The organism is Streptacidiphilus sp. MAP12-16 (genome assembly GCF_041262165.1).
Lineage (GTDB): Bacteria > Actinomycetota > Actinomycetes > Streptomycetales > Streptomycetaceae > Streptacidiphilus.
Map to the genome: position 1 here is coordinate 14,190 of NZ_JBGCBY010000019.1, position 12,447 is coordinate 26,636.

11 protein-coding genes are annotated in these 12,447 nt (G+C 68.6%); 2 read left to right on the forward strand and 9 right to left on the reverse strand.

Annotated features, from left to right (window positions below):
- Nucleotides 1–141: 141 nt before the first annotated feature.
- The 3 genes from ABIA33_RS23925 to ABIA33_RS23935 form a co-directional block, all read right to left on the reverse strand.
- Nucleotides 142–396 carry a hypothetical protein gene (locus ABIA33_RS23925; RefSeq protein WP_370084453.1) on the reverse strand — a complete coding sequence of 85 codons (255 nt, stop codon included), beginning with the start codon at nt 394–396 and terminating at the stop codon, nt 142–144.
- Nucleotides 374–3,100 (reverse strand): LuxR C-terminal-related transcriptional regulator, encoded by a 2,727-nt coding sequence (locus ABIA33_RS23930; RefSeq protein ID WP_370084454.1) that lies wholly within the window; start codon nt 3,098–3,100, stop codon nt 374–376. Before ABIA33_RS23930 ends, ABIA33_RS23925 begins: the two co-directional genes overlap by 23 nt.
- 729 nt (nt 3,101–3,829) lie before the next feature.
- Nucleotides 3,830–4,162 (reverse strand): Lsr2 family protein, encoded by a 333-nt coding sequence (locus ABIA33_RS23935; protein WP_370084455.1) that lies wholly within the window; start codon nt 4,160–4,162, stop codon nt 3,830–3,832.
- A gap of 934 nt (nt 4,163–5,096) precedes the next feature.
- On the opposite strand from ABIA33_RS23935, the gene ABIA33_RS23940 reads away from it, so the two are divergent.
- Entirely contained in the window at nt 5,097–6,164 is a 1,068-nt protein-coding gene (locus ABIA33_RS23940) for a nitrous oxide reductase family maturation protein NosD (RefSeq protein WP_370084614.1), read from the forward strand.
- A 128-nt stretch (nt 6,165–6,292) separates the two neighbouring features.
- Entirely contained in the window at nt 6,293–7,327 is a 1,035-nt protein-coding gene (locus ABIA33_RS23945) for a methyltransferase (RefSeq protein ID WP_370084456.1), read from the forward strand.
- Nucleotides 7,328–7,427: 100 nt separating this feature from the next.
- Here ABIA33_RS23945 and ABIA33_RS23950 read toward each other — a convergent pair whose 3' ends face one another.
- From ABIA33_RS23950 to ABIA33_RS23975, 6 genes are all read right to left on the reverse strand, one after another.
- Nucleotides 7,428–8,867, reverse strand: a complete 1,440-nt coding sequence (locus ABIA33_RS23950; protein WP_370084457.1) for an acetyl/propionyl/methylcrotonyl-CoA carboxylase subunit alpha — start codon at nt 8,865–8,867, stop codon at nt 7,428–7,430.
- Nucleotides 8,868–8,928: 61 nt separating this feature from the next.
- Nucleotides 8,929–9,426 carry an acetyl-CoA carboxylase biotin carboxyl carrier protein subunit gene (locus ABIA33_RS23955; RefSeq protein WP_370084458.1) on the reverse strand — a complete coding sequence of 166 codons (498 nt, stop codon included), beginning with the start codon at nt 9,424–9,426 and terminating at the stop codon, nt 8,929–8,931.
- Nucleotides 9,427–9,494: 68 nt separating this feature from the next.
- Nucleotides 9,495–11,207 carry an acetyl-CoA carboxylase, carboxyltransferase subunit beta gene (accD, locus tag ABIA33_RS23960; protein WP_370084459.1) on the reverse strand — a complete coding sequence of 571 codons (1,713 nt, stop codon included), beginning with the start codon at nt 11,205–11,207 and terminating at the stop codon, nt 9,495–9,497.
- 54 nt (nt 11,208–11,261) lie between these two features.
- Nucleotides 11,262–11,591: a TcmI family type II polyketide cyclase gene (locus tag ABIA33_RS23965; protein WP_370084460.1), complete on the reverse strand. Its 330-nt coding sequence runs from the start codon at nt 11,589–11,591 to the stop codon at nt 11,262–11,264.
- A 66-nt stretch (nt 11,592–11,657) separates the two neighbouring features.
- Complete coding sequence (locus ABIA33_RS23970) at nt 11,658–12,143, reverse strand: SRPBCC family protein (RefSeq protein WP_370084461.1); 486 nt, start codon at nt 12,141–12,143, stop codon at nt 11,658–11,660.
- 1 nt (nt 12,144) lies between these two features.
- Nucleotides 12,145–12,402, reverse strand: coding sequence for an acyl carrier protein (locus ABIA33_RS23975; protein ID WP_370084462.1), 258 nt, complete (start codon nt 12,400–12,402; stop codon nt 12,145–12,147).
- Between the last annotated feature and the right edge of the window lie 45 nt (nt 12,403–12,447).

Sequence of the window (12,447 nt, forward strand, 5' to 3'; positions counted from 1 at the left end):
TGGCGAAGTGGGTCACTTCGACGCAGGCCTGCGCGTTGGCCGCCCTGGTCGTGGCGGCCAGCGAGGGCGGCAACGCAATGTGCCGCGAAACGCAGCATGCAGCCTCTCGACCACGTCGCGCAGCAGCTCACGCATGGCTGTTCAGCGGCGGGTGAGGTCCGCGGCGTGAACCTTGTCCTTCCGGCTGGCCACCAACGTTGCCCTGGCGCTGGTAGCCCGATGATTCTCACGATGCGGTGGAACCGTCGCCGTCACCGGTGTGGTGCTCGCGGCCGGAGCGCCGCGCTGCCCGGTGCCGCCGTCGGCGCTGGTGAGGGCGGCCCGTGCGGACAGTCCCTGGGCCCGGCTGGCCTTGTAGTCGGGCGCACCGGGCTCATGGTGTGTCGGGCGTCGCACCGAGCACGGCGTGGGTGAGGCTCGCCCGGTTGGGAACGCCGAGTTTGCGGTAGATCCGGCCCAGGTGACTGTCGATGGTGCGCACACTGAGCACCAGGGCGCCAGCGATCTCGCCGCTGGTCATGCCGGTGCTGGCGAGGCTGGCGATCTCCCGTTCCCGAGCGGTGAGCACGGCCAGCGTGTCGAGGGGTCCCGGGGCCCCCGTCCCGGCGGTGTGCGCGCCGAGGCGACCGCGCTGCTGGGCGACTTCGTCGGCCAGTCGTGCCGAACCGCACTGGTGGGCCAGCAGCGCCGCCCGGTCGAGCCGGTCGGCGACTTGATCGGTCTGTCCCGCGTCCAGGGCGAGCGCGGCTGCCGTGAGCAGGGTGCGGCTGACCTCGATGCGCTCACCGCCGGCGGCGAATTGCGCGATCGCCTCCTGTGCGCTGAGCAGGGCCCGCTCGGTCTCCCCGCGCATGGCGTGGGCCCGCATGCGCGCGCGTAGGGCGAAACCGAGTCGGCTCGCGGAGGGGAGCTGTTCGACACAACTCTCCGCGAGCTGCGCCCAGTGCTCGACCGAGGCCCGATCGCCCTCGGCCAGGGCCGTCTGCGCCAAGGTGTCGCAGAAGCGCGGTCGACGCCAGATGGTGAGGCGGGGCAGGTCGGTTCCACCTGCCGCGTCCAGCAGCAGCCAGCCGGCACGGGTCGGGTCGCCGGCCAGCAGGACGAGGCCCGCGACGAGGCAGCGGACGCCCACGGCCCACCCGGGTGCCTGTCCGTCGGCGATCGCCGCGGCCTGGTCGGCCAACGCGAGGACCTCCTGCAGGTCGTCCGCGCTGCCCCGCCAGAGCAGAGCCTCGGAACGGAACACCGCCAGGCCGGCCCGAGTCGCGGGGTTGCCGGCGCGTTCGACGAGCGGGGTGGCCTCGTCGAGGGTCGCCAGTGCGTGGCGCAGGTCTCCCGAACGCAGCTGAGTGTTGGCCAGGCTCATCAGCGTCATGGGCCGGACGTACGTCTGCCCGGTGCGCCGGGACAGGGCCGCGCCGCGGCTGAGGTGACGTTCGGAGTCGGTCAGCCGCCCCAACATCCCCTCGGTCATGCCCAGTTGGTAGGCGGCCTCCAGGTTGGTCAACAGGGTGGCGTCCGAGGTGGCGTCGACGAGTTCGGCGGCCCTGGCCACTGTCGTCCGGGCGGTGGCCAGGTCGCCGGTGAACAGGTGGGCGAGGGATGCCTGGGCCAGCGCGTTGGCCTCACCGACTCGGTCCTGGTGCCTGCGCGCGATCGCCGCGCCCGTCTCGGCGTGCTGGAGGGAGGCCGCGAAGTCCTGAAGGTCGTAGGTGTAGTCGGCGAGTTCGGCGTGCAGGGCGGCGGCTGTCGCGGAGTCCTGGTCGGCCAGTGCTGTGAGCCCGGCGCGTGCGATAGCTCCGGCTTCGGTGAAGCGGCCAAGCCGTCGTTCGACCCGACTGGCGTCGGCCAGCGCGGTCGGGGCATTGCTCTGCTGCGGCGCCCGGCCGGGACCGGCAGTTCGCAGGGCATCAAGGAGCGCTCGGCTTTCCGGTGCGTCTCCGGTCAGCAGCCGGGTCTGGGCGAGCAGGACGCGCGCCTCGTGCCAGTGCGGCTCGCCCTCGCGGAGCAGCGACAACGCGGCCTGCAGGTAGTCGGTCGCTGCGGCGGGCGCGCTGTGGAGCGAGTCGCGTGCGGCGGCGATCAAGGTCGTCACGTGCTCGGGCCGGCTCGGGTCGGCGGCCCGTACGACGTGGTGAGCTCGCCGGGCAATGGGCACCGCCCGCTCAGCCAGCGCGAGTTCGGCGCTGCGGTGCAGGGCGAGACGGCGGCTGGGCTCGAGTCGCTGGTAGACGACCTCGCCGACCGCGCGGTGACGCAGCATCAGCTGTGGTGCGGGGTCGGCCGGCCGGACCAGGTCGAGGCGGGAGAGGGCATCCAACGCCCGCATGGTCGCGGCCACCTCCAGGCCGGCGACTGCGGCGAGCAGTTCCGGGTGGCACGGCTCGCAGAGCACCGCCGCAGCCTGTACCACGGCGACCGCGGTGTGATCCAGCTCGGCCAACTCGCCGAGGATTGCCAGGGCGGCGTCGGCGCTCGACTCCCCGTTGGCGGCGAGGATCTTGAGGTACTGCGGATTGCCCAGGCACGCGCGCTGGACCTCTTCGGCCTCGGGGTGGTCGCCGAGCAGGGTGAGGGCCTGCTCGTGGGAGAGCGGTCCGAGGTGCCGCACCTCGAGCTGGCCCGTGGATGCGGCGCGGGAGAGCACCGCGGCCAGCGCGGGCGAGAGCTGGCGCTGGCGGTACGCCAGCAGACAGAGCACCGAACCGGTGGCGGCCGTGTGGAGCAACCGCTCCACACTCGGAATCTGGTCGGTCGCCAGATGATGCAGGTCGTCCATGGAAACCAGCGTGGACGTACCCTGCGCCACCCGCTCGTGCAGATCACAGCAGCCGTCCGCCGACCCGCGGACGTCGCGAGATGTACGGGCGAGCGCGCGCGGGCCGTGTGCCGCGAGTACCCGGACTCCGGCGGCCTGGGCATATGCGGTCGCCGTCAACATCAACGCGCTCTTGCCGATGCCCGGCTCCCCGACCAGCGCGATGGCACGTCCTCGGCCCGATCTCAGCTCACCCAGTGCCGCCCGCACGTCCTCGACCACGGCCTCCCGGCCCACCAACCGAGAAGCACCGGCGGTCAACGTACGGGACAGTGGTGCCACCTCGCGAACCGCAGGGAGTGCACAGACATTCGTCCCGGTGCGGCCGGCGAGGAGGCCATCCGTCCACCCCGCCCACGCAGGTGAAACCTCGGGCAGTGAGCCGTGACTCTGCAGATCGTCAGACATGAACGGCACACTAGTCGCCCCCACCCACACCCCGATTCGACGTCCATCAGGGCGCAACCGTCCCCGATGAGCGCGGCCGCGAGCGTGACCCATGCGGCCGGCGTGGCCGATATATCGGGAGGCTCGGAGTACCGCCATCGGGCCCCACACTGCGTGCGCCGGTGGTGGACTGCGGGGCTTCCGGGTCGCTGGCCTTCAAGCACTCGACTGCTCCTGCGAGGTGTGGGGCAAGCTCTGCGGGATCGAGATCGTCGCGATGGCAGCTGTGTGCGTGGCCATGGGCGTAAATGGGCGCGTTGTTGGTTTTCTGATTCCTGCCGCGCTACCGCCCGAGCCGCCCACCTCGAGCGGAAGAGCTGCGAGCATTCGGCAGCAGTGCCAAAGTGCTCAACTTTCACGAGTTGCTGGCATGTCAACCAGCGCTGTATGGCGGAACGGTTAATTGACGAGCCATGTCCGAGGCGAGCAAGACTGATCTGGATAACACTGATCTCAGAGCCTTCTTGCAGGGGCTCGAAACATAGCCACTTACATGGCTTGGACTCAGGCTACGACAGAACCCCTTGCCAGATTGGTTTGGGGTTCTGTGCGCGGGTGCGTTGTTCAGTGAGCAGCCTGAAACTTCTCGATCACATCCGCAGACACTCGGCCGCGGGACGCCACCTCAATGCCCTGGGACTCCGCCCAGGCGCGCACCTCCGAGGGATCCGGTCGGTTGCTGTCCCGTGCAGCAGCAACTCGCTTCGCCCCACGTCGAGGACCGCCCTGCTTGCGCCCGACCTCGGTGTACGCTGCCAACACCTTGCGAAGGGCGCTCGCGTTCTTTTCGCTCAGGTCGATCTCGTAGGACCGGCCATCAAGGGCGAAGGTGACGGTCTCGACGGCCACGGAGCCGTCCAAGTCATCATAGAGTTCAACTACTACCTTCTGTGCCAACGGAACTGGATTGTAAGGGCGGCAGCTTCTCGGAGGTGGATTGGTTAGATCTTCTGGAGCTCAGCCAGCAACTTGCGCAGCAGTTCAGGATCTGGCCGAGGAAGCGTGACTATCGGCTTCTTGGCCTGGCGCAGCCGCAGAGAACCTCAGCTTCTCGAGCCAGCTCGCCCATACCATCTTTCGTCGAGCCTTCGGGGGAAGTGGCCTACCGCTGCTGCTGGAGCACCAGGACCGACGCACCCGCCCTGGCCCGGCGGAGCGCGCCCTCGCTGCGGAGACGATCGAGAGCAGCGACAACGCCGCCGCCGACGCGCTCTACCGCGGGGCGGGAGGATCCGTCGGCGTGAACGCCGAGAACCGTCGCTTGGGTCTCTCCGGCACCACTGCCCACGGTTCGCACTGGGGGCTCACCACGACCACCGCCAGGATCGGCCTGGGTGAGGACGTCTCGGCGGTCGGCCAGTCTGTACTCGCCTTGTGCGCGCAGTTCGTGACGCGACTGGAGGAGGGTGTACGCCCGGGCGGGGGTGTCGGCGCAGTCGGCCTCTGTCAGAACTGCGGCGCGGCCCAGGCGCATTGGCGCGCTTGCTCGCGAAGGCAGTGCACTCATGCGAACCGGGCTGCGACCTCTGGTCCCGCGAACACGCTGCCGACCTGTCAGTCCGGGGCAGACGCCACCACGCTCAGGCCAGACGCTCCACTGCCGACGACGCCTCAGCCGCCGCTCAGAGACATAGATCACGAGGTCGCGGTGGAGTAACTGGTTCTCGGTCGGCCGAATACGAGTGGCGGGCGGTGATGATCGCCCATAGCTTCGATTCGGTGGACGCGCGCACAACCAGAGTGCGGATTGCGGTACCGCCGACGGACTTCGATTGGATCCGCCGCCGAGCAGGACTTCTTCGTCGGCATCCTGGAAAGCAGGTTGGGACTCATGCCCACACGACGACGGGTTCACTACCTGGCGCCCGTTGCAGTCAGCATCGTCCTGGGGTTGGGTGCCGCGCCGCCGGTCCACGCCGCCAGCTGGCATGTCGTCCACATCGGCGAGTCGATTCAGCATGCGGTCGACAGCGCGAAGCCGGGAGACACAATCCTCCTCCTCCCGGGCACCTATCATGAGAGTGTCCTGGTTACCGTCTCGGATCTGACGATCAGGGGGGCGGGCAGCGAAAGTGTGATCACTCCAGCAGCCGCAGTTGGGGCCTCTGAAAACGCCTGCGCCAAGGCCGGTCACGGCATCTGCGTCACCGGAACGGCGAGCCACCGGGTCGCCGATGTGCGCATTGAGTCGCTCACTGTCTCCGGCTTCGCGAAGAACGGCATCTCGGGCTCCGAGACCGACCGGATGAGCGTCAGTGACGTGCTCGTCGAGGACAACGGCGAGCAGGGCATCAGCCAGGAGAAGTCCACCCGGGGCCTGCTGGTGGGAAATACGGCCAGGCGCAACGGTCAGGCCGGCATCTTTCTGGCGAACATCGCCTACGGCAAGGGTGGTGCCATCGACACCGAGGGCGCGGTGATCAGGGGAAACGACCTCTCCGGGAACCGGATCGGCGCCGTGGTCCGACGTGCCCGGAATCTCACCGTCGAACACAACACCATCGTCGGTAACTGCGGCGGGGTGTTCATCGTGGGAGACGACGGAACCCCCCGGGCCGGTGCCCTGACCGTTCGCCGCAACAAGGTGATCGCGAACAACAAGTACTGCCCACCAAACGATCGTCTGCCGTACATCCAGGGCTCCGGAATTGTCCTGACCGGCGTGGAGGACACACTGGTGACGCAGAACAAAGTCAACCACAACGTCGGGGCCTCGCCGTTGTCCGGCGGCATCGTCCTGTTCCACAGCTTCGTCGGCGGCCCCAGTTCCGGCAACACCATCAGCGACAACGTGGCTGTGGGCAACGGGCCGGCCGATTTGGTCGACCGGGACACCGGGATCGGGAACACCTTCGCCGGGAACGACTGCCGGCTCTCCGAGCCGGCCGGCCGCTGCTGACCAGCAGTCACATCCGGTCGGCCCCTACGGTCACGGCCCAGTCGCGCGGAGGCCCACCCTGGCTGCCCGGGCGGTCCATCGGCCGCGCCTCCGAAGCCTTCCGAATCCCTCAGGAGATAGGCGGCCCCATGACTACCACCGCACCTTCCACTACCCCGCACGCCGCCATGCGGCTGCGGGAGCTCGTGTTCGGCGCCGCCTGCGCCGCGGCCGTGCGTGCCGCAGCCAGATTGAGACTCGCGGACGCCTTGGGTGAAACGCCGACAACCGTGGACGAACTGGCCGCCGCGCTGGGCACCGAATCTCAGTCGCTGCGCCGTTTGCTCCGGGCGCTGGCCTGCTACGGGCTCTTCGCCGAGACCGAGGACGACCGCTACGTCCACACCGACATGTCACGGCTGCTCCGCGAGGATGCTCCCAACAGTCTGCGGTACATTTCGCTCTGGTGTACGGAACCGTGGACCTGGCAGGCGTGGCCGCGGCTCGACGAGGCGATCCGGTCCGGCAAAAACGTCTTCTCTGACCTCTTCGGCAAGAGCTTCTTCGAGTACCTGCACAGCGACGCCGGGGAGTCCGCCCAGGTGTTCGACCAGGCCATGACTCATTCCAGCAGGCAGTCCGCCCAGGACCTCGCCGAGTTCGTCGATCTCACGGGGGTATCAACCGTCGCGGACATCGGTGGCGGGCAGGGGCTCGTGCTCGCCAGCTTGCTGGAGAAGTACCCGACACTGCACGGTGCCCTGCTCGACCTCCCCACTGTGGTCGCGAACGCAGATCCGCGGCTGTTGGAGGGCGGTCCGCTGGCTCGGCGCGTCCGGCTCATCCCTGGTGACTGCCGGAGCGGGATCCCGGTCCAGGCCGATCTCTACATCATCAAGAACATCCTGGAGTGGGACGACGAGAGCACTCGGACGACCTTGCGCAACGTTGTCGAGGTCGCGCGCCCGGGCACCAGGGTCCTGGTCATCGAGAACCTCATCGACGACAGCCCGTCGATGAGGTTCACCACGGCCATGGACCTGTTGTTGCTGCTCAACGTCGGGGGCGCGAAGCACTCCAAGGAAAGCCTGGTCGCTCTGATGACGGAGGCCGGGCTGGCCGTCCGGGACATCCGGCCGGTCAACGGCTACCTGCACGCGTTCGACGCAGTCGTGAAGGGATAGCGAACGCGCCCGCCGCGCCATCGGACGCATCGCGCCGCCGACACCCGCTCGCGGGTCTCGGCGGCGCGATGCGTCCGGCTATTGCCCTGGGCCGTTCGTGTCAGTCCACGGCAGCGCACTCGTCGCCGTCGCCAGAGGGATTCGGCGCGGGCGGGAGCGATGCCTGGCAGTCCTCAACCGCGTTGTCGGTCGCTTCGGTTGACATCCTGCCGACGAGCCCGGTGGTGTGCTGCGCGCTCTGGAAGAGCGGGTGTGCCAGCGTACGCCGCAGGAAGCCGAGGGTGGTTCGTACGCCCGGTCCGTCCACCCGGAACTCGCTCAACGCGCGGTCCATCCGGGCCAGCGCCTGCTCGCGGTCCGGCGCCCATACTGCGGCTTTGGCCAGCAGGGAGTCGTAGTCGGGCCCTACCAGCCAGCCCGGGTAGGCGTGCGTGTCGACCCTGACGAACGGGCCGCCGGGGGGCACGAACTCGGTCAGCAGGCCCGGCGCAGGCGCGAAGTCACGCGTGGGGTCCTCGGCGTTGACGCGGCACTCGAGTGACACACCGCGGGAGGAGACCTCGCTCTGGCGGAACGACAGCGGCATGCCGGCGGCTACGGTGATCTGTTCCCGGACGATGTCGATCCCGGTGACCAGTTCGGTGACCGGGTGCTCGACCTGGAGCCGGCAGTTGATTTCCATGAGGTAGAACTCGTGATCCGGCGTCACGACGAACTCGAAGGTGCCCGCCCCGACGAAGCCGACTGCTGAGGCACCGTGCACCGCGGCCGCCCACATCGCCTCGCGCAGTTCCTGCGGCAGCCGTGCTGCCGGGGACTCCTCCATGAGTTTCTGGTGCCTGCGTTGCACCGAGCAGTCGCGCTCGCCCAGGTGAACGACGGAGCCGTGCCGGTCGCACAGCACCTGGACCTCGATGTGGCGGGCATCGTCGACGAAGCGTTCGAGGTAGAGCCGGTCGTCGCCGAACACCGCCCGTGCGTGGGCGCGGGTCTCGTTGTAGGCCAGTCGGATGTCGTCGGCGCAGCGGACCACGGCCATGCCGCGGCCACCGCCGCCCGCGACGGCTTTGAGGATCACCGGGTAGCCGACCTGTTGGGCGAGCTCCTTCGCCTCGGCGGGTGACACCAGTGCCCCGGTACTTCCGGGCAGCACTGGCAGCCCCGCCCGCGCCATCAGCGTGCGTGCCGCGGCCTTGTCGCCGAGCTGCTGCATCACGTGTGCGGGCGGCCCGATGAAGACGATGCCGTGTGATTCGCAGATCTCCGCGAAGTCGGGGTCCTCCGACAGGAAGCCGTACCCCGGGTGGACGGCCTGGGCACCGGTCTGCAATGCCGCCTCGATAATCGCGGGAACGCTGAGGTAGCTGCTCTTCGCGGTCGCCGGCCCGATGTGTACGGCCTCGTCCGCGAAGCGGACGACTGCCGAATCGCGGTCCGGGGTCGAGTACACCGCCACAGTACGGATGCCGAGTTCGCGACAGGCGCGAGCCACCCGCAGGGCGATCTCCCCTCGGTTGGCGACAAGGACGGTGGAGAACATGGGGATCACCTCGTGGTCGAGACTGCCTTTGGCATGCGGTCCACGCCCGTCTCCGGAGGGCCTAGGAGTGGTCGACGGTGTCAACGTCGACGGGCTCCAGCGCGATTAGTTGTTGGTCGAACTCCACCGGGTGTGCGTTCGGCGCGACCATTTCGACGACCCGGCCGCCCGTGTCCGCGGTGATAGCGCTCATCATCTTCATGGCTTCCAAGACCCCGACGGGCTGACCTGGCTGTACTACGTCGCCAACGCTGACGTACGGCTGCGCGTCCGGCGTGCTGGCGTGGTAGAAGGTGCCCACCATCGGGGCCCGGATGTAAGTCAGGAGGTCGGGCTGCCCGGACTCCGGGGCGCCGGATTCCCGGTCGGCTGTGGGGGAGTCGTCTGCCGGCGCGAGCGCGGTGTGGACCGGGTCCGGCCACTCGACCTCGACGGTCGTCTGGCCGTCCTGCATCCGGATTCGCCGAGGAGGATGGGGTGCAGCTCCGGCCAGCTGGGCGACGCTTCGGCACACGGCGTCGAGCACCGCGCCCGCGGGCGGCGCGGAGGCGGGACGCATCGCTTCACCCGCGTCCTCATCGCTCTCGTGCCCATCCTGACGATGGACCATTTGGTCATGGGCTGGCTTCACAGCACACCTCTTCCCGCACTCGGGTCGTGCTCGAGGCCGAAGCGGTGGAACCGGCTGCTTCGTTCCCGCAGCAACCGCTCCGGCTCCCACGGGTCCAACTCGTCCAGGGCAGCGGCCACGGCCTCGCCCAGCAGAGCGGCTGCCTGCGGGTGATCGGCGTGCGCACCGCCCGGTGGCTCCGGCACGACACCGTCGACGATACCGAGACGCAGGAGTTCTCCCGCGCCGACGCGCAGGGCGGTCGCGGCGGTCGGTGCCGCCTCGGAGTCCTTCCACAAGATGGCCGCGCAACCCTCGGGGCTGATGACCGAGTAGACGCCGTTGGCGCTGATGAACACCCGGTCCGCGACGGCCAGCGCCAGCGCGCCGCCGCTGCCGCCCTCGCCGGTGACCACTGCCACGATCGGCACCGGTAGCCGGGCCATGAGCCGCAGGTTCTCCGCGATGGCGACCGCCTGACCGGTCCGCTCCGCGTCCGGGCCCGGGTTGGCGCCCGGTGTGTCAATCAGTGTCACCACAGGTAGACCCAGTTTGGCGGCGAGCCGCATCAGGCGGGCGGCCTTGCGGTACCCCCCGGGGCTGGGCATGCCGAACTTTCGGCGCTGCCGCTCGGCGAGTTCGTTGCCGCCTTTCTGATGCCCGATCAGCATGACGGGCCGTCCGTTCAGCCGCCCCGGGCCGCCGACCACAGCCGGGCAGTCTTGTGCGATCCGGTCACCGCGCAGTTCGTGGAAGCCGTCCAGCAGGTGTGCGGCGTAGTCCAGGGTGGTGGGCCGGTCGGGGTGGCGGGCGAGCCCTACTGCGGTCCAGGCGTCCGTCTCTGGCAGTTCCTCAGGGCGGCACAGGATCGGGCCGGTCCCCGTAGCGGCCGCGGCAGGGGTGACCTGCACCCGTTCGGGAGACGGCTGCAGGCTGAGCAGTTGGCCGAGGGTGGTCCGCAATGCCGCCCGGCTCACGACATCGTCGACCAGGCCATGAGCAAGGAGAAACTCCGCAGTTTGGAAGCCCTCCGGAAGCTTCTCCCCGGTGGTGTGCTCGATCACCCGCGGCCCGGCGAAGCCGAGGCGCGCGCCGGGCTCGGCAATGATGACATCCGCCAGGGTCGCGAAGGAGGCGGCAACACCGCCGTATGTCGGGTCGGTGATCAGCGAAAGCACGAGGATCCCGGCCTCGTCGAGCTCGACCAGCGCGTGCGTGGTCTTCGCCATCTGCATCAGGGACAGCACGCCTTCCTGCATGCGCGCCCCACCTGACGCGGTGACAAGTAGCAGCGGGATCCGCAGCCGGAGGCTGGTTCGGGCTGCCTCGGTGATCAGGGCGCCGACGCCGCAGCCGAGACTGCCGCCGAGGAATCGGAAGTCCATCGCGGCGATCACCACTGGCTGATCCTCGATCGTGCCGCGCGCGCAGAGGACCGCCTCACGCAATCCGGTTGCTGCCCGAGCGTCGAGCAGCCGGTCGGTGTATGGGCGGGTGTCGACGAAGCCGAGCGGGTCGCTCACGCACTCGACGTGGGCGAGTGGCACCATCGAACCGGGGTCGAGTAGATGCTCCAGCCGTTGTTGTGCCGTGAGCCTGGCGTGGAAGCCACAGTCGGGACATACCTGGAGTGCCCGGGTGAAGCGTTTGCCGTAGATCAGGGCTACGCAGCGGTCGCACACGATCCACGCGGGTGCCTGAGCGGCCTGTGAGTTCTCGACCTCGAACATGGGTGGTGTCCTTCCAGCCTGATGTGAACGGCTCGAACGGTCTGAGCCGGATGTTCACTCGGTGCCGCGCTCCCAGCGGTAGAACTCGCGGGCCATGGCGTCTTTCGGCTCCCGCCAGGTGTCGGGGTCGTAGGCCTGGACGTACGCCGCGAGGCGTTCGCTGACGTTGCGGAACTCAGGATGGCTGCTCAGTTTGGCGACTTCGGGGCCGGGCGGCCGCTCGGCTTCGATCAGGTGCAGATACAGATCGCCGAACTGGAACAGGCTGCGGCCGGTCACCCCGATGAGGCGCGGCAGTTCCCCGCTGTCGGAGACCGCGAAGGTCTCGGCGATGTCCGGGGCGGCGTCGGGTCTCATGCGGGCCACGATCAAAGCGCGATGCATCCTTTTCTTCCCTTCGTTGTCGGGAGGGCCTGTGTGGTGCGGGGGGGGCGGTCGGTGCCGGCCGGGTCAGCGAGGGACAGCCGTCGTGGTTCCCAGCCCTGTTTCCCGGGCGTGCTGCTCCACCTGGTCGCGGATGCGTTCCATCTGGATCCGGGAGTTGCGGTTGATGTGGTCGGTCATCTTGGCGTCGTCGACCGGCGCGGTCGGTTTCATCGCGAAGTCCTGGATCCAGCGCATCGAGGTGCCGAGCGGAACCTCCTGGTACTCCCATTTGATGGTCATGTGCTCGAAGGGACCGGTCTCAACGCGGCGGGCCCAGACGGTGAGGGACGGCCGGTCGGCCTCCCGTTCGGAGACCCAGGTCCAGATCTTGCCGTTCTCGTCGGGGTGCATGGTCAGCCGGAACGTGGCCTTGTTGCCGTCGCGTTCCAGCACTTCGACAGACGCGTACTCGCTGAAGAGCTGCGGCCAGCGCTCGAGGTCGTTGGTGAGTTCCCAGGTGAGGTCCAGGGGGGCCGAGATCACAATCTGGTTGTCGGTGTGTCCGGACATGTCAGGCTCCAGAGGTGAGTTGTGCGTTGACGAGGTTGAGGAAGTCGATCGGGGTCTTGCACGTCTCTGGCTCGTTGCCGATGGGCCGGCCGTAGCGGTTCTCCAGTTCGGACACGATGCCGAGCAGGCCGAGGGAGTCGAGTTCGAATTGCTCGAATGTCGCCTCGGGTCGGCTCTCCATCTCCCACGGGTCGACGGACAGGCCTGCTCGGCCTTTCATGAGTGAAGCGAGCTCGTCGAAGGTCACTGGGCCGTTCATCAGGTACTTCTCCTTCATGGGGGGACAGCTGCTGAGGTGGCGGGG

Excerpts from the sequence above, each read along its gene's own strand:
- ABIA33_RS23970 (WP_370084461.1), bottom strand. The coding sequence starts at position 12,143 with ATGTCCGGACACACCGACAACCAGATTGTGATCTCGGCCCCCCTGGAC.
- ABIA33_RS23975 (WP_370084462.1), bottom strand. The coding sequence starts at position 12,402 with ATGAACGGCCCAGTGACCTTCGACGAGCTCGCTTCACTCATGAAAGGC.
- accD (WP_370084459.1), bottom strand. The coding sequence starts at position 11,207 with ATGTTCGAGGTCGAGAACTCACAGGCCGCTCAGGCACCCGCGTGGATC.
- ABIA33_RS23945 (WP_370084456.1), top strand. The coding sequence starts at position 6,293 with ATGACTACCACCGCACCTTCCACTACCCCGCACGCCGCCATGCGGCTG.
- ABIA33_RS23950 (WP_370084457.1), bottom strand. The coding sequence starts at position 8,867 with ATGTTCTCCACCGTCCTTGTCGCCAACCGAGGGGAGATCGCCCTGCGG.
- ABIA33_RS23965 (WP_370084460.1), bottom strand. The coding sequence starts at position 11,591 with ATGCATCGCGCTTTGATCGTGGCCCGCATGAGACCCGACGCCGCCCCG.
- ABIA33_RS23940 (WP_370084614.1), top strand. The coding sequence starts at position 5,097 with ATGCCCACACGACGACGGGTTCACTACCTGGCGCCCGTTGCAGTCAGC.
- ABIA33_RS23955 (WP_370084458.1), bottom strand. The coding sequence starts at position 9,426 with ATGCGTCCCGCCTCCGCGCCGCCCGCGGGCGCGGTGCTCGACGCCGTG.